19 protein-coding genes are annotated in these 19,906 nt (G+C 59.8%); 12 read left to right on the forward strand and 7 right to left on the reverse strand.

Going from position 1 to position 19,906, the window contains the following annotated elements; all coding sequences use genetic code 11:
* The first annotated feature begins 535 nt into the window (after positions 1-535).
* From QA648_RS08415 to bmt, 4 genes are all read left to right on the forward strand, one after another.
* Positions 536-1,534 (forward strand): ABC transporter substrate-binding protein, encoded by a 999-nt coding sequence (locus tag QA648_RS08415; protein ID WP_104823386.1) that lies wholly within the window; start codon positions 536-538, stop codon positions 1,532-1,534.
* Between the two features lie 244 nt (positions 1,535-1,778).
* Positions 1,779-2,690 (forward strand): proline/glycine betaine ABC transporter permease, encoded by a 912-nt coding sequence (locus QA648_RS08420; protein ID WP_104823387.1) that lies wholly within the window; start codon positions 1,779-1,781, stop codon positions 2,688-2,690.
* Positions 2,683-3,735 (forward strand): glycine betaine/L-proline ABC transporter ATP-binding protein, encoded by a 1,053-nt coding sequence (locus QA648_RS08425; RefSeq protein ID WP_104823388.1) that lies wholly within the window; start codon positions 2,683-2,685, stop codon positions 3,733-3,735. Before QA648_RS08420 ends, QA648_RS08425 begins: the two co-directional genes overlap by 8 nt.
* Positions 3,736-3,901: 166 nt before the next feature.
* Complete coding sequence (gene bmt / locus QA648_RS08430; RefSeq protein ID WP_283050832.1) at positions 3,902-4,915, forward strand: betaine--homocysteine S-methyltransferase; 1,014 nt, start codon at positions 3,902-3,904, stop codon at positions 4,913-4,915.
* 107 nt (positions 4,916-5,022) lie between these two features.
* Here the strand turns inward: bmt and glf are convergent, their stop codons facing one another.
* The 3 genes from glf to QA648_RS08445 all read right to left on the reverse strand — a co-directional run bounded on the left by glf (position 5,023) and on the right by QA648_RS08445 (position 9,773).
* The gene (gene glf / locus QA648_RS08435) at positions 5,023-6,198 is read right to left on the reverse strand and encodes a UDP-galactopyranose mutase (protein WP_283050834.1); all 1,176 of its coding nucleotides are present in this window, start codon (positions 6,196-6,198) and stop codon (positions 5,023-5,025) included.
* 86 nt (positions 6,199-6,284) lie between these two features.
* Positions 6,285-7,424 (reverse strand): DUF707 domain-containing protein, encoded by a 1,140-nt coding sequence (locus tag QA648_RS08440; RefSeq protein WP_283050836.1) that lies wholly within the window; start codon positions 7,422-7,424, stop codon positions 6,285-6,287.
* A gap of 60 nt (positions 7,425-7,484) precedes the next feature.
* A complete protein-coding gene (locus QA648_RS08445) occupies positions 7,485-9,773 on the reverse strand; it encodes a hypothetical protein (protein WP_283050838.1) in 2,289 nt (762 codons plus the stop codon).
* Between the two features lie 211 nt (positions 9,774-9,984).
* On the opposite strand from QA648_RS08445, the gene QA648_RS08450 reads away from it, so the two are divergent.
* The gene (locus tag QA648_RS08450) at positions 9,985-11,196 is read left to right on the forward strand and encodes a glycosyltransferase family 2 protein (protein WP_283050840.1); all 1,212 of its coding nucleotides are present in this window, start codon (positions 9,985-9,987) and stop codon (positions 11,194-11,196) included.
* Positions 11,197-11,203: 7 nt separating this feature from the next.
* Here QA648_RS08450 and QA648_RS08455 read toward each other — a convergent pair whose 3' ends face one another.
* The 3 genes from QA648_RS08455 to QA648_RS08465 form a co-directional block, all read right to left on the reverse strand.
* Positions 11,204-11,941 (reverse strand): phosphodiester glycosidase family protein, encoded by a 738-nt coding sequence (locus tag QA648_RS08455; RefSeq protein WP_283051272.1) that lies wholly within the window; start codon positions 11,939-11,941, stop codon positions 11,204-11,206.
* A gap of 81 nt (positions 11,942-12,022) precedes the next feature.
* Positions 12,023-12,709: a ferredoxin gene (locus QA648_RS08460; protein ID WP_283050843.1), complete on the reverse strand. Its 687-nt coding sequence runs from the start codon at positions 12,707-12,709 to the stop codon at positions 12,023-12,025.
* 101 nt (positions 12,710-12,810) lie between these two features.
* On the reverse strand, positions 12,811-14,391 hold the full coding sequence (locus tag QA648_RS08465; protein ID WP_104823396.1) for a trimethylamine methyltransferase family protein: 1,581 nt from the start codon (positions 14,389-14,391) through the stop codon (positions 12,811-12,813).
* Positions 14,392-14,653: 262 nt separating this feature from the next.
* Here QA648_RS08465 and QA648_RS08470 point away from each other — a divergent pair, with 262 nt between their 5' ends.
* Positions 14,654-15,355 (forward strand): B12-binding domain-containing protein, encoded by a 702-nt coding sequence (locus QA648_RS08470; protein WP_104825124.1) that lies wholly within the window; start codon positions 14,654-14,656, stop codon positions 15,353-15,355.
* A 63-nt stretch (positions 15,356-15,418) separates the two neighbouring features.
* On the opposite strand, the gene QA648_RS08475 is transcribed toward QA648_RS08470, so the two are convergent.
* The gene (locus QA648_RS08475) at positions 15,419-15,577 is read right to left on the reverse strand and encodes an entericidin (protein WP_283050846.1); all 159 of its coding nucleotides are present in this window, start codon (positions 15,575-15,577) and stop codon (positions 15,419-15,421) included.
* 20 nt (positions 15,578-15,597) lie between these two features.
* Between QA648_RS08475 and QA648_RS08480 the strand changes: the two genes are divergently transcribed.
* The 6 genes from QA648_RS08480 to QA648_RS08505 all read left to right on the forward strand — a co-directional run bounded on the left by QA648_RS08480 (position 15,598) and on the right by QA648_RS08505 (position 19,872).
* Positions 15,598-16,236, forward strand: coding sequence for a DUF1638 domain-containing protein (locus tag QA648_RS08480; RefSeq protein ID WP_283050847.1), 639 nt, complete (start codon positions 15,598-15,600; stop codon positions 16,234-16,236).
* 228 nt (positions 16,237-16,464) lie between these two features.
* The gene (locus tag QA648_RS08485; RefSeq protein ID WP_104823399.1) at positions 16,465-16,767 is read left to right on the forward strand and encodes a virulence factor; all 303 of its coding nucleotides are present in this window, start codon (positions 16,465-16,467) and stop codon (positions 16,765-16,767) included.
* Positions 16,760-17,338, forward strand: a complete 579-nt coding sequence (locus QA648_RS08490; protein WP_104823400.1) for a methylenetetrahydrofolate reductase C-terminal domain-containing protein — start codon at positions 16,760-16,762, stop codon at positions 17,336-17,338. The genes QA648_RS08485 and QA648_RS08490 overlap by 8 nt, the downstream gene beginning before the upstream one ends.
* Positions 17,339-17,341: 3 nt before the next feature.
* Positions 17,342-18,448 carry a methylenetetrahydrofolate reductase gene (locus tag QA648_RS08495; RefSeq protein WP_283050849.1) on the forward strand — a complete coding sequence of 369 codons (1,107 nt, stop codon included), beginning with the start codon at positions 17,342-17,344 and terminating at the stop codon, positions 18,446-18,448.
* A 105-nt stretch (positions 18,449-18,553) separates the two neighbouring features.
* A complete protein-coding gene (locus QA648_RS08500; protein ID WP_104823402.1) occupies positions 18,554-19,519 on the forward strand; it encodes a methyltetrahydrofolate cobalamin methyltransferase in 966 nt (321 codons plus the stop codon).
* A 92-nt stretch (positions 19,520-19,611) separates the two neighbouring features.
* The gene (locus QA648_RS08505) at positions 19,612-19,872 is read left to right on the forward strand and encodes a hypothetical protein (protein ID WP_349254302.1); all 261 of its coding nucleotides are present in this window, start codon (positions 19,612-19,614) and stop codon (positions 19,870-19,872) included.
* Positions 19,873-19,906: the final 34 nt, after the last annotated feature.

The raw sequence follows: 19,906 nt of genomic DNA on the forward strand, positions 1-19,906 counted from the left end.
GCCACGTCCAGATTGATAGCCGGACATCGTTACCGGAGGGTTATTAAGAGCTTAAATAAGGATGAATCCGAAAATTTTTTGAATTTTTTTCGGCTTGCCTCGACAGACTGAAAACGGCGCGAATGGAATAAAAAAGGTCTTTGCCGGGCGCGATATTTTAGCGATGTTTAATCGCTACGGGTTCGCTTGCCTCTTCCATAACCATTTTACAGCCATGAATAGCAGAAAACAGGCTAATTCAAGCGCTTATATAAGCTTTTCGACAAGGCGTGGTAAGCCCGCACGGTCGACGGCAGGTTGATTTCTTCACTCAAATCCTTAGGCTGCATCCTGTCGATGCGAAAAAGAGCACGGTCGCGACATGGTTCGTAGCCGCATAAAGAGCAAGCGCACGACTGAAAAACAGGGGACCGGACAGACGTCGTCAGCGGCGAGTGAACGGTTGTGGTGCGACCACGCTGACGGGGGATCGGCAGGCATCATGTCTGCTGGAGTCGATTCCCGTAACTTAACGAGAACTGGGAGACATTATCCAATGAAGAAGCTCATTGCTTCCGCCATCTTTGCATTTGGTGCCTATGCTTTGGCTGGCTCGGCGCAGGCTGCGGAATGCGGCGACGTGTCAATTGCTGAAATGAACTGGGCGTCCGCCGGCGTCGCCGCGCAGGTCGACAAGATCATCCTGCAGAACGGCTATGGCTGCAACGTGACGCTGGTCACCGGCGACACGCAGCCGACCTTCGCCTCCATGGACGAGAAGGGCGAGCCCGATGTCGCGCCCGAACTCTGGGTCAATGCCGTGCGCACCGCGCTCGACAAGGCCGTTTCCGAAGGCCGCCTGATCGAGGCCGCCCCCCTTCTCAGCGACGGCGGCGTCGAAGGCTGGTGGATTCCGAAATTCATGGCCGACGCCCATCCGGATATCAAGACCGTTCAGGACGCGCTGAAGCATCCGGAACTTTTCCCCGCCCCGGAAGATTCCTCAAAGGGCGCAGTCTACAATTGCCCGTCGGGCTGGAACTGCCAGATTTCCACGGCCAATCTCTATAAGGCGCTTGGCGCCGAGAAGCTCGGCTTCACGCTGGTGGACACCGGCTCGGCCGCTGGTCTCGACGGCTCGATCGCCAACGCCTTCGAAAAGAAGACCGGCTGGCTCGGCTACTACTGGGCTCCGACCGCGATCCTCGGCAAGTACGAGATGGTGCGCCTGAGCTTCAACGTGCCGCATGACAAGAAGGAATGGGATGCCTGCACGGCCATCCAGGATTGCGCCAATCCGAAGGTCAACTCCTATCCGGTTTCCGACGTCTATACCGTCGTGACCAAGGCGTTTGCCTCCAAGGCAGGTATTGCCATGGATTACGTCAAGACCCGCAAATGGGACAACGGCACGGTCGGCAAGGTTCTGGCCTGGATGACGGACAATCAGGGCACCAACGAAGACGGCGCAAAATACTTCCTGAAGACCTACCCCGATATGTGGACCAAGTGGGTATCTCCAGAAGTAGCCACCAAGGTGAAGGCTTCGCTTTGACATGAAACGCGTGGACTGGCGGCCGGCACTGCGTCGGCCGCCAGTTCCATATTCGCAGCCGCGGCGTCGACGCCCATATCGACGGAGTAACGCGGCCTTAGGTCGCAACAAGCGCAGGATGGCGCCTTCAAATGGTGTAAAAAAATAAACAGCAGTCTGACGAACCGGTCGCAGCGCTGCCCACCATCCGCACGTGAAGGCCACACGCACGGGCTGGTCAAAACCGGACAAGAAGGGGAATTTCATGGCTATACAATGTAGTTTTTTGCCGGATGTTCTATGTAATTTTCCGGCGATCGACGACACTCTCATTCGCGCCGCGCGCAAGAATATCGATGATGGCTTCAGAGGAATAGTGCGGGCTTACGGCAATGTCATCGATGCCGTGGTTCAGCCGCTGCAATGGTTTCTGAACTATCTGGAATGGCTTTTCACCAATACGCCTTGGTTCATTGTGCTCTTCGTCATGATGGCCGTCGTCTACGCCGCCAGCCGTAATCTCAAGATCGTCGCCGGCACCGCTATTTCCATGATCCTGATTGGCGTCTGTGGCCTCTGGGGCGACACGATGGTGACCCTTGCCATGGTGACCGTCTGCACCCTGATCGCGATCGTCATCGGCCTGCCGATCGGCATATTGATGGCACGTTCCGATCGGCTGCAATCGATCATCAACCCTACCCTCGACGTGATGCAGACGATGCCAAGTTTCGTCTATCTCATCCCCGTCGTCGTTATTTTCGGCATCGGTAAGGTCCCTGGCCTGATCGCTGTCGTCATCTATGCCGTTCCGCCGATGATCCGGCTAACCAATCTCGGCATCCGCCTCGTTGATAAAGAAGTGCTTGAGGCAGCCGACGCCTTCGGCTCGTCGCACCGGCAGAAGCTGTTCAACGTGCAGATTCCGTTGGCGCTGCCCACTATCATGGCCGGCATCAATCAGACCATCATGATGTCGCTCGCCATGGTCGTCGTCGCCTCGATGGTCGGCGTCGGCGGGCTTGGCAAGAACACGCTGCAGGCGATCAACAATCAGTTCTTCACAGTCGGCTTCCTCAACGGCTTCGCCCTGGTCGCGATCGCCATTATTTTTGACCGCACGAGCCAGGCCTACGGCAGACGGCTCCAGAAGCACTCGGAGGTCATCCATGGCTAGTCATGCGATCCAGATCAAAAGCCTCTACAAGATCTTCGGCCCACGCGGGCGCGACTATGTGGATGCGGTGAAAAACGGCATCGGCAAGGCCGAGCTCAACGAGACGCATGGCCATGTCCTCGGCCTGCAGGATATCAATATCGATATGCCGGCCGGCGCCATTACGGTCGTCATGGGTCTCTCCGGCTCCGGCAAATCGACGCTGATCCGCCATATCAACAGGCTGATCGAACCGACCGCCGGCGAAGTCCTCTATGACGGCGTCGACGTCTGCAAGATGGGCGAAAATTCCCTTCGCGAGTTCCGCCGTCACAAGACGGCGATGGTGTTCCAGAAATTCGCCCTGCTGCCGCACCGCACGGTGATCGAAAACACCATCTACGGCCTGGACATCCAGGGCGTGGCCCGGACAGAAAGCCAGAAGAAAGGCCAATACTGGATCGAGCGCGTCGGCCTGAAGGGGTTCGAGAACCACTATCCGAACCAGCTTTCCGGCGGCATGCAGCAGCGCGTCGGCCTTGCCCGCGCGCTCACCAACGATGCCGACATCCTGTTGATGGATGAAGCCTATTCAGCACTTGACCCGCTGATCCGTGTCGACATGCAGACCGTGCTTCTCGACTTGCAGAAGGAGTTGAAGAAAACCGTCGTCTTCATCACCCACGATCTCGACGAAGCACTGCGCCTCGGCGACAAGATCGCCATTCTTAGGGACGGCAAGGTCGTGCAGCAGGGCAGCGGCCAGGAAATCGTGCTGAAACCTGCCGACGACTACATCACCGCCTTCGTCAAGGAAGTGAATCGCGGCCGCGTTATTCAGGCTCAGACGATCATGAAGCCGATTGTTGGCGAGGCGCACGGCGTACGCATATCCGGCGACATGACGCTGGAAATGGCGGCCAAACAGATGACCGACGGCGGACAGACCGCTGCCGTCGTCACCGATGCCGGCGGCCGGCCGATCGGCGCAATCGACCTGCAAACCATCATCGCCGCCATGGTGACGCCGACGACGCATGAAGCGGCGCAGATGGCAGCAGCCTGAAACGAACCTCCATCATGAAGCGAAAAAGCGCCCTGCCCTGGGCGCTTTTTTCTTGTCCATCGCATTATCGAGCAACCTCTGCCTTTATCCCGGCATTGTACTCATATAAAGAAATGTTTATATCTGCATTTCAATCCGATTTATCCGACGCATTCGAGGAGACGCCATGACCGTCACAGCCAATCCCTTGACCGATCTTCTTGCCGAAAAGGGCGTGCTGCTCGCTGATGGCGCGACCGGTACCAATCTTTTCGCCATGGGCCTGGAGGCCGGTGAAGCGCCGGAACTCTGGAACGAACAGCATCCCGAGCGGATCACCAAACTGCACCAGGATTTCGTCGACGCTGGCGCCGACATCATTCTCACCAACACCTTCGGCGGTACCCGCCACCGGCTGAAGCTGCACCACGCGCAGGACCGCGTTCACAGCTTGAACAAGCAGGCAGCCGAGATCGCCCGCGCTGTCGCCGACAAGGCTAACCGCAAGGTCATCGTCGCCGGCTCCGTCGGCCCAACCGGCGAATTGTTAATGCCGCTTGGTGCGCTGACCTATGAGGACGCTGTTGCCGCCTTCGCCGAGCAGATCGAAGGCCTGAAGGCCGGCGGCGTCGATGTCGCCTGGATCGAGACCATGTCGTCGCCGGAGGAAATCCGCGCCGCCGCCGAAGCCGCCGTCAAGGTCGGCCTGCCCTACACCTATACCGGCTCCTTCGACACCGCCGGCAAGACGATGATGGGCCTGCACCCGAAGGACATTCATGGTGTCGCCAACGATGTCGGCGAAGGTCCGCTCGCTGTCGGCGCCAATTGTGGCGTCGGCGCATCGGATATCCTCTCGAGCCTGCTCGACATGACCGATGCCGATCCTGCTGCGGCCGTGATCGTCAAAGGCAATTGCGGCATTCCGGAATATCGCGGCGCCGAGATCCACTATTCCGGCACGCCGCCGCTGATGGCCGATTACGCCCGCCTCGCCCGCGACGCCGGCGCCAAGATCATCGGCGGCTGCTGCGGCACCTCCTGCGGCCACCTCGCCGCCATGCGCGAGGCGCTCGACAGCTACACGCCCGGCCCGCGCCCGACGCTGGAAACGATCGTCGAGCGGATCGGCCCGTTGCGCAACAAGACCGCCAACGAAGGCGGAGCCGCGCCCTCACGCGAGCGCCGTCGCCGGGGATAAAAACAATCGGGCGGAATGTCCTTTGAATGGTCATTCCGCCCACATCTCGAATGATGGCATCGTTCGAAAACGATGTACATGCTGATCCTCTGAGTTCAGCTCAAAGCCTATTTTTCGCCGCCGAGGATACGGCCCTCGGTGAAATGCGGAACGACGCGGCTCTCGAACGCCTTCAGGGCCGCGCCGATTGCCTGGTGCATGTCGAGATATCGGTAGGTGCCGAGCCGTCCCCCGAAATGGACGTTGGTTTCCGCTTCCGCGCGTGCCCGGTATCGCAGGAAGACATCCTTATCCTGCCGGGTGTCGATCGGATAATAGGGCTCATCCTTTCGCTGCGCCGAGCGCGAATATTCCCTTACGATGATGGTCTTTTCCGTTTGATAGCTTCTCTCGGGATTGAAGTGGCGGAACTCGAGGATACGCGTATAGGGGATGGTCTCATCGGCATAGTTCATGACCGCCATGCCCTGGAAATCGCCGGTGTTGACGGTTTCCTGTTCAAAATCGATCGTGCGCCAGCCCAATTCCCCTTCCGAATAGTCGAAATACCGATCGATCGGCCCTGTATAGACGATCGGCAGATTCGGCGGCAGCGAGGATTTCAGCGAAAAGAAATCGACACCAAGGGCGATATTGATCTTGGGATGCTTCAGCATCCGCTCGAAGATCGCCGTATATCCGTCGACCGGCAGACCCTCGTATTTGTCGTTGAAATATCTGTTGTCGTAGGTGTAGCGGACCGGCAGCCGCGTGATGATATGCTCCGGCAGATCGCGGGGGTCGGTCTGCCACTGCTTTGCGGTGTAGCCGCGGATGAACGCCTCGTATAAGGGCCGACCGATCAGGGAAATCGCCTTCTCTTCCAAATTCGCCGGATTGCGACCGGCCATCTCGGCCGCCTGATCCGCGATCAGCGTCCGCGCGTCGGCCGGAGAAAGACGCCGGTTGAAGAACTGGGAGATGGTGCCGAGATTGATCGGCATCGAGTAGACCTGATCCCGGTAGGTCGAATAGACCCGGTGCTTGTAATCGGTAAATCCGGTGAACCTGTTCAGATAGGTCCAGACGGTTTCGTTCGGCGTATGGAAAAGATGCGCGCCGTAACGGTGGACCTCAATTCCGGTTTCGCTGTCGAATTCGCTATAGGCATTGCCGCCGATGTGGCTGCGGCGATCGATCAGCAGGACATTCTTTTGCAGTTCGTTCGCAACCCGTTCGGCAATCGTCGCGCCATAGAAACCTGCGCCGACGATCAGCAGGTCAACGTTGGAAAAATCGATCATGAAACTTTCAGGTCCCCGGGATTGGAAAGGAAATCAGCTTGCTGGCTCGGCTGCGCCCACGACACATGGCCACACAGCCGGGCGCATCAGTTCACGCCTGGAATTCTCGTGTAGGTAAACCCATAGGCGTTCCAAAGCGCCGCCTGCTCGGCAATTGCAGAGCGGACATCATAGCTCGCACCGATCGGCCGGGTATGAACGATACCGACAGCGTCGATGATGCCCATGCGCGCCGCGGGCCGGCCGAGGAATGAAGGCCACAAATGATCCAGGCCATAGCCCGAAACCGCATCCTTGATGCTGCCGACGCAAATGCGCAGTGCCCGGCGCGAAAAGAGCGGGCACATGATCTCGACGAAGGGTTCGAAGCGGACGTCGCGCCCTTGGCGCTGAGCGGTTATCGGATGATTGATGTGGCAACCGGGCTCCTGGCGAAGCGATGGCTGAGCCAGATCGAGCCCGTATTTGCGTGACAAATGGAACATCTTGTTCAAATCCGATCCGCTGCATAGCAGATCGTCATCGGGCAACCAGATGCGATCGTAATCCCAAAGCGGGCTGCCTTCGTAAAACAGATCGAAGATCGGTTTGAATTTCCGTTGGTTCGGCGCATGGGTCAGGTATTCCGGCGAAACCGATGCGTCGGGGGTTTCGTCGCCGTACCAGCTTACGCAGAGATCCCAGGTGCGCGTATTGTCGTCGAGCCCTTCGAACCAGCGCGGATGCAAGGATGAACCGTTGGCGCGGACGACAACGAGATTTGCCCGGCGCGCACCCACCGGCGGCTGCTTGAGGAACATCGCCCGACGCGCGACATGAGGCGATGTCGGCGATACCGGATGCGGCGGATGATCAACGAGGTTCAGAATGTAGATCGCTTCGACGCCGCCAAGGACGGCGTGGCCGGCAAGCGCCACGACCACCGAATTCACGACACGAGCCGCGGTGAATACGATCGTCGGCATCCCCTGGCTGTCGAGGATGCAAAGTTTACCATTGGCCACGTACCAGTGATCCAGCGATCCGTGAAAGGCGTTGCCGACAATTCCCTCGGGGGCAAGCACGACGAACGGCAACAACTGCCGCCCGTTCAGATCGCTCAATTGCCAGAATGTGCCTGAAAGCATCTCTGCCTGCAAAGGCGGAGCATCAGCCCATTGTTCTGCAATTGCCACACGCTCCGCATGCGAAAGAGTTTGCAGATTACTCGCGGCAAATGATGTCATGGATTGCCCCTATTCCTCGGCCTGTCTGATTTTCGTCCGGCTGCCCTGGCGGGACGACACTCAATTGACGCGATGTACCTCGTACGCCTCGCCGTTCAGATTGTTGATCTGCATGACCCGGCCATCCGGAGCAGGCCGCAGCAGATCGATCATCTTCGAATTGGTCCAGTTCATAGCAGCGGATCCGTCCGCCATGGGGAACCAGGTCGCGACAGCCTGCCCGCCGACGCGGACGGTGAAATCGTTCAGGAACGTCACCTGCTGACCCGTATTGGTCGCCCAGGTGCCCACTATGCGACCGAGATTCGGAAACTGGTCCGGGGCCTGCTTCAGGTTGGTGATCACGCAAACCAGACGATCGGGACGGGATGGCCGCGTCACCACGGCGGCAAGCTCGTAGGCCGGGTCGATGCTTTTAAACAGGCCAAGCCATTGTCCGGGATGGAGAACCGCGCAATGGCTGTGTCCGTCATCGTAGCAGGCGATAACGTGATAGTTGATTCGCGCACTGCCGTGCATCTTGCGCAGGAGCTGCGGCAGCACACGCGGCTCGAAATGTTCAAGAACGTCGGCCGAGCAGCAGACATCACCCTGCGGGAGATTGTCGACGAGGACATTCGTCGTCCGGAACATGACGTTGGCCGGAAGTTCTCCCATCTGCGCTGATCGAGCCCAATCGAGCCCGATGACAGTCTCTACGCGGCGCGCGATCTCGTGCAGGAACCGGCCATTGCCGCAACCAACCTCTACGACCACTCTCGGAGATGCCATGTTGATGATATCGCAGTGATCGACCAGCCAGTTGTTTTCCTGATAGCCTTTGGCGGTGTCATGCAGGCGCTGATAGTCGTTTGCCGTGGTGTTCCGGTGGGCGACGGCGGGATCCAACCCCGATGCGTAGCCGCTGCGCAGCAATTCGGCATCGATGGCAGCCTCGGCGAGCGGATTCCCACGCATTTTCACGGCAAGCTCCGCATAGCGTATGAATGCTTCGCGCGAGGTGTTGCCGACGACCATTTCGCCGATACTTGCCGCAAGGGCAGCCTGATGCAGGGTGATAGCCGCCTGGGTTGCCGCTTCCAGCATGACATCGGCATCCGCCGAATGTCCGGCGGGGCGGACAGCCTCATTCTTTTCAGCGGCTAGACGGTCGGCAAGCTCGACTGCCTGGCGGGCGATTCTCTGCACGTTGGCGAGTTCCGCCTGAGACTTGGTGAACATGCGCCTGAAGTCTTCGACCTGGCCATATGCCCGGAAGAGCTCCTTGCGATCGTCGTGCGGCATGATTCCGGCCGGGCGGGAAATCTTCGAAAGCGCATGGTCCACGCGCTGCTCGATGGTGGAGATATCGTAGATCGAGAAGCAGCAGTGATCGAGATAATATGCGAGAAACCTCGCCGCGCGACCATCATCGGCGGGCAAGACGGCTGAGAATGCCTTGTGAAGCTCATCGAGAGACGAGACCGCGGTCGTTGCCAGCTCATATTCGCTCGCCGCAAAGGAAAAGACCGGCTTTCCGTAGAGGAGCGCTTCCATTCCGACGCCGGAATTGGCGACGATAACGGAATTGCAGCCTTCGAGATGGCGGTGAATCGAGGCGTTGGAGACGATGACGTTCCTGAACTTCCGACGCAGATCGTCCAGCGTTTGCCCGATGACAATGCTCTCGCAAAGAGGGTGACGCTTCACAACCAGCAAGGTGTCTGTCTGATCCGCCAGCTCCGCCGCGCGATAAAGGACCTCAAGCGTGTTCAGCCGGCAGAATTCCGCGACCGGGTCATCCACCTTCTGCAACGGAAAATAGACATAGGGACGAGAGACGTCGAAACTTTCCGAGGACTGATTGTATTTGGACAAATTGCGTTTGCGCAGCTCGTCGCGCAACGCGCCGATACGCTGACGCGCGGCATGGGTGTCCATGCGGTCGATTGCGGGGGCATGATTCTGCGGAAAGCGAGCAAGCGAGCTCCAGCCGGAGAAACCGTTGGCGTCGAAGGAATACCATCCGGCAATAGGCGTCTCCTTGATGCGCCATACATTCGGCTCGTCGCCCACCGAATGGTACGAAAGCACGATGCCGCCCTCGGGTGCATTGCGTGGCATGTGATGGACGCCGCCCATGACAAGCGACATGTTCACCGAAACCGGACGCTGCGCAAGAACGGAACACAGCCGCACGAACATCCAGCGATGGCGGTCTCCGTCCTGGGCGATTGGAAACCATGTCACTGGAACTTCGAGATCGACGGCGATGCGCCCCTGACCTGCGGCAGCCGATCCTTCCGGCGCTCCCAGAGGCATCAGTTGTTCGCCGGACACAGCGAGATTCCAGCCCGAGTTGATTTGCATAAGAAGTCCTTCCTTGACCCCACCCACTGCGCACAGGATTCCAGCCATGGCTTGCGTCAGGCTGTCTGAGAGATGTCGTGGTTGGATCGATGCCCGTTCGGCGCGGCTTAAGGGGATCAAGGGCGGACAAGGACAGCCCCACGAAAGCAATCTCTCCTATGCAACGGCAAAGCTTGCGCTCCGAATCGCGCCGATGCCCCTGGAGAAGTCGATGTCCTCTATTGAATCCCCCGTCCTTTCGATCTGCGTTCCGACCTACAATCGGCAGTTCATGCTTGAGCGCAATGTAAGCTTCCACCTGGAGGCCTTTCGCCGGCTCGGCATTCCCTTCGAGATCGTGATCGTCGACGACTGCTCCACCGACAATACCGCTGCCTATGTGCAATCCATCTCGCATCATCCGGAAATCAACGCCTACAGGCGCGCAAGCAATGCCGGTTTTCTCAGCAACTATGCCTTCGCTATGCAGCGCGCCCGCGGCCAGTACGCGGTTTTCCTTGGCGACGATGACCTGCTCATTCCGGAAAAGGTCGTCGAATATATCCGCTTGATGACGGACGATCAGCGGATCGGCATGGTGCAGGCGCCGTGGATGCTCGTCGATGGACGGCCGGGTGGCGGAGACATGCAACCCTTTTATCACCTGCCCTACCCGACGCGTCACGCGAAGGGCGATTTCCATTCGATGCTGGAATTCATTCTGGAGCAGCACGTCTTCCCCGAGTTCATGATCATCAGGCGCGATGTTCTGGCCAAGGCCATCTCCAGCCCGACGCCTTTCATCTTCTGGGCATTTCTCTATACGACCCGCGCGCTCGACAAGGCCGACATCCTCTTCATGCCGGAACCCTTCGCGCGCGTGACGGCAGTTTCCGATGACCCGCGCCTGCAGCAGGGCAACAAGGAATGCATGTTCCAATGGGATAGCTATAGGGGCGGCCTGGAATATCTTGCCTCGCAAGCCCTTCGCGACGGCCGGCTTCCCGCCGAGTACCGGACGTCCCTGATGCAGCGCATCACGCAATTCATGCTACAGCGTCAGGCGGTTGCGATGCGCCTGCATGTCAACGCGCAAAATTGGGTCGAGGCTTACATCATGTATCATCGCATGGCGGCCTATCACCCCGCGCCGCTGCCGCCGGAATCCTACGATCAGATCCGCAAGCTCGCCGGCATCGCGACCGCCGCAACGGAAGCAATCGCATTCAATGGCGAACCAGTGATTGTCGAGCCGATCGTCGACGACACGACGATCAATCTTCTGCCGCCATCGATCCGGGAACGCTTAAGCCGGGAAGCTCCGCAACTCGATAGGTCCGACAAGCCAAGGGCTTTCCTTCGCTTCACCCAGAACTTTCCGGCCAATCCCGGTCCCAAGGATGGGTTGTTCGATATTCTCACCTATATCGAACAGTTCGTTTGAGGCTTCCTCAGTCCGGCAGCAACGCCGTGACCGCGATAATCGGGCCGAGCGGGAATAATTCGTCCCGTCTCTGCCATTCCGGTATATCGAGGCTGGAGATGCTGCCGTCGAGGAAGAGAGCATTGGCGCAGCCGAGATCGTCACGGAACAAGGTCGCGAAATCGTGGAAGCGGACGGCGCCGTCGGACACGGCGAAGATCACCTTACCGTCCGCCGAAACGCCGACGCCGTTGCGTGTCTTGAAACTGGTGCTGTCTGCCAGGAACGACGGATGCAGCTTGCCGTCGATCACGAGCATCGGGCCGGATTGCGTTGCGTAGAACGGCTTGATGCCGGAAGCCACGAAGGCCTTGCTCTCCATGATGCCGGCATGGCCCGGCTGAATGTAGAACACGCCGTTCGGCAGCAGATGAAAATTGCCCCATCCCTTGTTGACGTTGATCGCTCTCTGCTGCCTACCTTCTTCGATATAGAGGCCCACCGGCGACTGATCGTCCCGGTACATGCCGCCATTCATGGCAAATCGAACATAGATGCGGTCCTGGCGCAGATCGTCTTCCAGCGCCCGGAACGAACCATAGGGCTTGCCGCTACGGTCGTTCTGATAGAGCCGGATGCCGTCGATTGAAGGATCGAAGGTGCAGACCGTGTAGCTGTCGCCGAGATGCAGGACCTTGCGGCAGGCCTCATCGGCAAAAGCCGTGGTGGCGCAGGCGAGCAGGGCAAGGGCTATCAGCAATCGGATCAAGCGCACAACTCCGCAGCGAATTTCTCAAACATTAGAGCGCAACGGAAATGCGGCAAAAGAAGGAAATTGCTCGTCTTTTTAGGGCTTAAGTGCCGCCATGTGAAAGGCGCGCTGCGCCTGCGAATAGCGGTAGGCCGAGCCCACCGGACAGGCATTGCGCGCTAGGCAACCACCTGCCATGCAGCCGGTTTTCCCTGTGTCCGTGCGGAGATGCGACCGACAAGCCGCAACATCGAAGCCGGTGGACGCAACGGCGTCGACGGGACAGGCGGTCAGGCACGGCTTTTCGGCACAATGGTCGCAGGGATGCGTAACGGCCATCCCTGCCCCTTCAATCACAGAGGCAAACCCGAGCGCACCGCGATAGCCGTGCCATAGGCCATAGTCCGGATGGATCAGGATGCCGAGCGGCGATGCCTTCAAGCCCTCCGCCTGCATTGCCCATCGCTGAAAGGGCTGCCACGGCGGATCGGAGGGGAAATAGGCTGTCGCCTCGAATGCTGCGGCGATAGGCCGTATGACTGCCTTCGACCACTCGTCCAGCGGATCGTTGCGGTCGGCACTTTCGGACGATTGCCGCCACCGGGAAAACGGCTCCCAGATCGAGCCGCCGATATTGCCGAGCAGGATCACGCTCCGTGCCGGCATCCCATCGGCTAGTAGCGGCCCCTCACCTTCGCCGAAGGTAACCGTCCCGCGAACAAAAACTCCGTGCGGAGCAAGCGCCGCACGGAGTTCATCAACCATGACGGAGCCGCCGCTCATCGCGGCCCCTTATATTGATAGTGCGGCCGCCAGACCTCTTTCTGAATCAGATCGGCGACGCGTACCGCGCCGCCTTGCTCCCTGGCGGCCTCGGGCTCTCTTCAGGTGAAAGCGTCCGGCATCGAATCCTTGCGCTTCTGGATGTAGGCCAGCAGCGCCTCATCGATCGCAGGATCCAGCGGCGGTGCTTCGTAGTGGTCGAGCCAGGAGCGGCAAAGCGCATTGGCACGTTCCTCGACGCGCTTCTGGCCCTCAATTTCCCACTGCTCGAAGGAGTTATTGTCAGCCAGTGCCGAACGGTAGAAGGCCGTCTGGAAATTGGCCTGCGTATGGCCGCAGCCGAGATAGTGGCTGCCGGGACCGACTTCGCGGATCGCATCCAGCGCCTGGCCATTTTCCGAAAGATCGACGCCCTCGGCCATTTTCTGCATCATGCCGAGCTGGTCCTGGTCGATCATAAACTTCTCGTAGGACGAGACGAGGCCGCCTTCGAGCCAGCCGGCAGCATGCAGCACGAAGTTCGTGCCGGCAAGCAGCGTCATGTTCAGCGTGTTGGCCGATTCATGCGCCGCCTGCGCATCCGGCACCTTGGAGGCGCAGAGCGAACCGCCGGTACGGAACGGCAGGCCGAGACGGCGGGCAAGCTGGGCCGAACCGTAGGAAACCAGCGATGGTTCCGGCGTGCCGAAGGTCGGCGCGCCCGACTGCATGGAGATGGACGCAGCGAAGGTGCCGTAGAGCACCGGCGATCCCTTGCGGATCAACTGCGTGAAGGAAGCGCCGGCCAGAACTTCGGCCAGGATCTGCGTCAGCGTACCGGCAACCGTCACCGGGCTCATCGCTCCGGAGAGGATGAAGGGCGAAACGACAGAAGCCTGGTTGTGGCGCGCATAGACCTTCAATGCGCCGAGCATGGTCTCGTCGAACACCATCGGCGAGTTGGCGTTGATCAGGTTCAGCGTGACGCAATTGTTTTCGACGAAATCATCGCCGAAGACGATCTTCGCCATGGCGACCGTGTCTTCGGCGCGTTCCGGCGCGGTGACCGAGCCCATGAACGGCTTATCGGAATATTTGATATGGCTGTAGACCATATCGAGATGGCGCTTGTTGACGGGAATGTCGACCGGCTCGCAGACCGTGCCGCCCGACGAATGGATCGACGGCGCCATATAGGCGAGCTTCACGAAATTGCGGAAATCCTCGATCGTCGCGTAACGGCGATTGCCTTCGAGATCGCGGACGAAGGGCGGTCCGTAGACCGGCGCGAAAATCGTCCCCTTGCCGCCGACATGGGCGTTGCGGGCGCTGTTGCGCGCATTCCAGGTGAACTCCTTCGGCGCGGTCTTCAAGAGTTCGCGGCAAAGCCCCTTGGGGAAATGGACCCGCTGCCCCTTGACGTCGGCGCCGGCTTCCTTCCAGAGCGCCAACGCTTCCGCATCGTCGCGAAACTCAATGCCGATTTCCTCGAGCACCTTATCGGCATTGCGCTCGATAAGCTGCAGGCCCTCTTCGTCCAGCACTTCGTAGACGCCGATTTTGCGGGTAATATATGGAAGCGACGGACCTGGCCCGCCGCCGCTGCGCGATGCGCGCCGCGCGGCCGCACCTCTTCCCTCGCCGCGCGAACGCCGTCCGCCACCATCGCCGCCTGCGGCCGGTTGCTCAATCATATCGTCCATGATGCTTCCTCACTCTTGCGCATGAATGCGTCTGTACATTGCCCCATGCTACCCGATTCCGTCGCACGGACATTCCTTTATGCGCCAGCGACTAGCATAGGACAGACATGGGTGGGGCGAAATTGCTTCATGTCCATCCGTCGCGATTTATCTGCACTACGTCGCTTTCGAAAAGGGTTTTGTTAGGCTTCGGGTCTATCGGTAATGATAGCAGTGTTTTATACAAACCCCTGATGCATCGCACGAAAACGGGATGGAGCGCATGTCTGACGATGAAATCATTCTCGCGGAACTTTCGGACGAGGAACTCGTGCAGCAGATGCACGATGACCTCTATGACGGACTGAAGGAGGAAATCGAGGAAGCGACCAATATCCTCCTCGAACGTGGCTGGACGCCTTACGATATCCTGACCCAGGCGCTTGTCGAAGGCATGCGCATCGTCGGCATCGACTTTCGCGATGGCATTCTCTTCGTTCCCGAAGTGCTGCTTTCCGCCAATGCGATGAAGGCCGGCATGTCGATCCTGCGGCCGCTGCTGGCCGAGACCGGTGCGCCGAAGCTCGGCAAGATGGTGATCGGCACCGTCAAGGGCGACATTCACGATATCGGCAAGAACCTCGTCGGCATGATGATGGAAGGCGCTGGTTTCGATGTTATCGACCTCGGCATCAACAACCCGGTCGAAAACTATCTCGACGCCATCGAGCGTGAACAGCCCGATATTCTCGGCATGTCGGCGCTGCTGACGACGACGATGCCCTACATGAAGGTTGTCATCGACACGCTCAAGGAAAAGGGCATGCGGGACGATTACGTGGTCCTCGTCGGCGGTGCGCCGTTGAACGAAGAGTTCGGCAAGGCTGTCGGTGCCGATGCCTACTGCCGTGACGCGGCCGTCGCGGTCGAAACCGCCAAGGACTTTATGAAGCGCAAGCACAACAGCCACGCTGCCAGCGCCTAATCACGAATGCCAAGGCGGCGGCATCCACAGGGTTGCCGCCGGCCGATCGGCACACCAAATCAGTTATTGAGCCGCCTTCTTGACCTTATGGCCGGCATCCTGGGTCGCGTTGACGGCGTTGGCGGTATCTCTGCCCATGCCGCGAATTGTGTTGGCGCATGAAGCGAGCGCCATGAGGATCGCGCAGGCGGCGGCGATTTTGGTCAGTGTCGGTGTAGTCATGATCGGAAGCCCTTTCGGAAATGGATATTGATCGACAAAAGGCGGAGACAACGACTCCGCGAGATAAACGCACAATCGCGCAAAAGGTTCATGTGATCGCGTGCGGTGCAATCGCGCGCGAAATATTGGCGATCGCCAGAATTAATAGCCTCGATCATATCGACCTGCACTGTCTTCCCGCCATCTATCACTCCTATCCACAGAAGATCGCGCCCGCGCTTAAGGACGCGATTGCCGATGCCCGCTCGCGCGGCTTCGAGAAGATTTTCATCGGCTATGCCGATTGCGGCACGGGTGGCGATATCGACAGGATCTGCGAGCGCGAAGGTATCGAGCGCCTCTCCGGCCCGCACTGCTATTCCTTCTTCAGCGGCAACGACGCTTTTGCAGCCCGCGATGACGACATCACTTCGTTTTTCCTCACCGATTTTCTGGCCCGCCAGTTCGAAGCCTTCGTCATCGTGCCCCTCGGCCTCGACCGGCACCCGGAGCTGAAGGAAATGTATTTCGGCAATTACCGGAAGGTCGTCTATCTCTCGCAGGAAGAGGATCCGGCGCTGCAGGAAAAGGCGAAGGCTGCGGCAGCCTATCTCGGCCTCGACTATGAATACCGCTTCACAGGCTATGGCGATCTCGCCCACGAATTGCTGGCGGTCTGATTACGACATTGTTTTCCGCCTCCCCACTTGCGGCGGCCCCGGGACGCGCTCATGCTGAAAGCTTCAAATCCCACCGAAAAACAAGACGATGTCACCTAGAGGTGACTAGAGGTTGCGGTTGCGAAGACGGTTTCGACACCGCGTCGTTTTTTGGCATGGGCCGCGTCGCCGCAAGCGCAGTCCCCAGACCGGCGGACGTGCATTCTTGTACAAAGAGGAGAATTTTGCATGGCAGATCGCATTGTCGTCTACTGGCGGGACATTCCTGCCCAGGTCATCATCAAGAAAGGACGGCAAACGGCGAAGCGTGAATTGTCACTGCGCTTCACTGAAGCGATCGACATGTGCGCCATGCGCACCGGCGCCGCCGAGACCGACGATTATCTGGCCGAATGGCGCAAGGCCGATCCCGTGCCGGTTTCCGACGATCTGGAGGCAGAGGCCGACAGCGCCGCAAGCGAACTCGAAGCCGCCTATGATCGTGAGCGCCTGGTGGCATTGGTAAAGGCTGGAGGCCGTGACAATGGCTGATGCTGTCCAGAAACCCGGCAATGCCGCAGCGGGTGCGAAGGCGGCCAGCGGCGCCTATACGCCATCGGGTGTTTCACCGAACCGCCGCGCCCGCCGCAAATACACCGTCCGTCTCTGGGCCGTGCGTCATTCGCGCTTCCTCGAGTGGTTTTATCATCGCTTCGCCGACGCCTTCCTCCTGCTGCATCCGCTCTGGAAGGCGATCGGCTATGGGCGCGTCGAACGGCCGATCACCGTGATCGAGCGCAATGTGAAAGGTTTTCTCTTCGATTGCCGCATGTGCGGCCAATGCGCATTGTCGTCGACCGGCATGTCCTGTCCGATGAACTGTCCGAAGCAGTTGCGCAACGGACCTTGCGGCGGCGTGCGCGCCAATGGCAATTGCGAAGTCGAGCCCGACATGCCCTGCGTCTGGGTGCAGGCCTGGAACGGCTCGCGCAACATGGTCAATGGCGACGCGATCTTGAATGTGCAGAAGCCGGTGAACCAGTCGCTGCGCGAAACATCCTCGTGGCTGCGCGTGACGGCGGAAGCTGCGGCAGCGCGCGAAGCGACGAAGAAGGAAGCCTGATCGATGGCGCATATTGATGAAAATCCGCTTGGCGCGCATCTGCCGCTCGATCCCCTGCCCGGCCATTCCTCGCTTGGGCGACTGGAGCGCGTGCTGCGTCGCGGCGAGTTCGCCGTCACGGCAGAGCTGAACCCGCCCGACAGCGCCAACCCCGAAGACGTTTACGAACGCGCCTCGATCTTCGATGGCTGGGTGGACGGGATCAACGCGGTCGATGCCTCTGGCGCCAATTGCCATATGTCCTCGGTCGGCATCTGCGCGCTGCTGACGCGCATGGGCTATGCGCCGATCATGCAGATCGCCTGCCGCGACAAGAACCGCATCGCCATTCAAGGCGACGTGCTGGGCGCCGCCGCCATGGGCGTCTGCAACATCATGTGCCTGACCGGCGACGGCGTTCAGGCCGGCGACCAGCCGGGCGCCAAGCCGGTTTTCGATCTCGACTGCATGTCGCTGCTCGAAACCGTGCGCATCATGCGCGACAACGCCAAGTTCCTCTCCGGCCGCAAGCTGACGTCTCCGCCGAAAGTCTTTCTCGGCGCTGCCATCAATCCCTTTGCGCCGCCTTACGACTTTCGGCCCTATCGCCTGGCGAAGAAAATCGAGGCCGGCGCGCAGTTCGTCCAAAGCCAGTATTGCTACGACGTGCCGATGTTCCGCGACTATATGAACAAGGTCAGGGATCTCGGTCTGGATGAGAAATGCTTCATCCTCGTCGGTGTCGGACCACTGGCTTCCGCCAAAACCGCGCGCTGGATGCGCTCGAACGTGCCGGGCGTGCATATTCCGGACGCCGTGATCAAGCGCCTCGAAGGTGCTCAAGATCAGAAGAAGGAAGGCAAGCAGCTCTGCATCGACATCATCAACGAGGTGAAGGAGATCGCGGGCGTTTCCGGCATCCACGTCATGGCCTATCGCCAGGAAGAATATGTCGCCGAGATGGTGCATGAATCAGGCGTCCTGAAAGGTCGCCAGCCCTGGAAGCACGAGGCAAGCCGCACCGACGACCTCGTCGCCGAGCGGCTGGAGCATATCCGCGGCGGCATGGAGGAGAACCAGCAGCAAATGGCGGAAGCCGCCGCCCATCATCCGCCGCACCAGACGCATTGAACGAGAATATTCGCAACAGGCCCGCGGAGGAGCCGGCCTGGCTTGTAACCGAAATCATCGCACGATAGACCACCCCTATCGGGCCAACTGACCAAAGGATCAGATATGACGCGCACCATCGTTGCTTCAGCCACTCGCGAAATCATCATCGGTTTCGACCAACCCTTTTGCGTGATTGGCGAACGCATCAACCCGACGGGGCGCAAAAAGCTGGCCGCCGAGATGATCGAAGGCAATTTCGATACGGTCATCAAGGACGCGCTGGAACAGGTAGCCGCCGGCGCAACCATGCTGGACGTCAACGCTGGCGTGACCTCGGTCAACCCAAACGAGACCGAGCCGGGCCTGCTGGTGCAGACGCTGGAAATCGTCCAGGGCCTCGTCGACGTGCCGCTGTCGATCGACAGCTCGGTGACGGCCGCTATCGAGGCGGCGCTGAAGGTCGCCAAGGGCCGGCCGCTGGTCAACTCCGTCACCGGCGAGGAGGAGAAGCTCGAGGCCATCCTGCCGCTGGTGAAAAAGTACGACGTGCCCGTCGTCGCCATTTCCAATGACGAGACCGGCATTTCCATGGACCCCGATGTTCGCTTCGCCGTCGCCAAGAAGATCGTCGAACGCGCCATGGATCACGGCATCAAGCCGCATGACATCGTCGTCGATCCGCTCGTCATGCCGATCGGTGCGCTGGGCGACGCCGGCCGTCAGGTCTTCGCGCTGCTACACCGCCTGCGCAACGAGCTGAAGGTCAACACCACCTGCGGCCTCTCCAACATTTCCTTCGGCCTGCCGCACCGCCATGGCATCAACGCCGGCTTCATCCCGATGGTGATCGGTGCTGGCATGACCTCGGCGATCATGAACCCGTGCCGCCCGCAGGAAATGGAAGCCGTGCGCGCCGCCAACGTGCTGAACGGCACCGACGCGAATTGCACCAACTGGATCATGACCTATCGCGACTATAAGCCGGCAGAGGGTGGCGCGGCAGCAGCCGCCACGGCGGCGCCGGCAGCGGGCGGCGGTCGGCGTGGTGGACGCGCGGCCCGCGCTGGGGCAAGCGCAGCGAGGGAATAACGATGTATCCGAGCAGCCGGCTTTCCAACGATCTTGCGACGTTGTGGCTCCAGGCGCCCATCGTAATTGCAATGCGCACGCAGCAAATATGGATGGCAGCGATGACCGGCGGTACTTTGAACACCGCGGAATTCAACCGGATGATCTCGGAAAAGATGATGGCGGCGGCGGAAAGCGCCGTCGCCGCCAACATAGCCATCACCCAACAGGGCGTCATGGCGATAACAGCAATGGCAAAGGGCGGCAGCGCCTCATCGCGTCGCGCTGCCGATGCGGTGGCCCAAGCCGCCGTCAAGCCTTACAGCGCGCGCGTTCGCTCGAACGTGCGCCGCCTCACCAGACAGAAAGACTGATCCGTGGCCCAAGCCAGCGACAGCACGAATCCCC

This window comes from Rhizobium sp. CB3171 (assembly GCF_029714265.1).
Classification (GTDB): domain Bacteria; phylum Pseudomonadota; class Alphaproteobacteria; order Rhizobiales; family Rhizobiaceae; genus Rhizobium.

Excerpts from the sequence above, each read along its gene's own strand:
- QA648_RS08420 (WP_104823387.1), top strand. The coding sequence starts at position 1,779 with ATGGCTATACAATGTAGTTTTTTGCCGGATGTTCTATGTAATTTTCCG.
- QA648_RS08490 (WP_104823400.1), top strand. The coding sequence starts at position 16,760 with ATGGCTGATGCTGTCCAGAAACCCGGCAATGCCGCAGCGGGTGCGAAG.
- QA648_RS08450 (WP_283050840.1), top strand. The coding sequence starts at position 9,985 with ATGTCCTCTATTGAATCCCCCGTCCTTTCGATCTGCGTTCCGACCTAC.
- QA648_RS08460 (WP_283050843.1), bottom strand. The coding sequence starts at position 12,709 with ATGAGCGGCGGCTCCGTCATGGTTGATGAACTCCGTGCGGCGCTTGCT.
- QA648_RS08480 (WP_283050847.1), top strand. The coding sequence starts at position 15,598 with ATGGATATTGATCGACAAAAGGCGGAGACAACGACTCCGCGAGATAAA.
- QA648_RS08465 (WP_104823396.1), bottom strand. The coding sequence starts at position 14,391 with ATGGACGATATGATTGAGCAACCGGCCGCAGGCGGCGATGGTGGCGGA.
- QA648_RS08500 (WP_104823402.1), top strand. The coding sequence starts at position 18,554 with ATGACGCGCACCATCGTTGCTTCAGCCACTCGCGAAATCATCATCGGT.
- QA648_RS08470 (WP_104825124.1), top strand. The coding sequence starts at position 14,654 with ATGTCTGACGATGAAATCATTCTCGCGGAACTTTCGGACGAGGAACTC.
- bmt (WP_283050832.1), top strand. The coding sequence starts at position 3,902 with ATGACCGTCACAGCCAATCCCTTGACCGATCTTCTTGCCGAAAAGGGC.
- QA648_RS08425 (WP_104823388.1), top strand. The coding sequence starts at position 2,683 with ATGGCTAGTCATGCGATCCAGATCAAAAGCCTCTACAAGATCTTCGGC.
- QA648_RS08440 (WP_283050836.1), bottom strand. The coding sequence starts at position 7,424 with ATGACATCATTTGCCGCGAGTAATCTGCAAACTCTTTCGCATGCGGAG.
- QA648_RS08415 (WP_104823386.1), top strand. The coding sequence starts at position 536 with ATGAAGAAGCTCATTGCTTCCGCCATCTTTGCATTTGGTGCCTATGCT.
- QA648_RS08505 (WP_349254302.1), top strand. The coding sequence starts at position 19,612 with ATGGCAGCGATGACCGGCGGTACTTTGAACACCGCGGAATTCAACCGG.
- QA648_RS08495 (WP_283050849.1), top strand. The coding sequence starts at position 17,342 with ATGGCGCATATTGATGAAAATCCGCTTGGCGCGCATCTGCCGCTCGAT.
- QA648_RS08485 (WP_104823399.1), top strand. The coding sequence starts at position 16,465 with ATGGCAGATCGCATTGTCGTCTACTGGCGGGACATTCCTGCCCAGGTC.
- glf (WP_283050834.1), bottom strand. The coding sequence starts at position 6,198 with ATGATCGATTTTTCCAACGTTGACCTGCTGATCGTCGGCGCAGGTTTC.
- QA648_RS08475 (WP_283050846.1), bottom strand. The coding sequence starts at position 15,577 with ATGACTACACCGACACTGACCAAAATCGCCGCCGCCTGCGCGATCCTC.
- QA648_RS08445 (WP_283050838.1), bottom strand. The coding sequence starts at position 9,773 with ATGCAAATCAACTCGGGCTGGAATCTCGCTGTGTCCGGCGAACAACTG.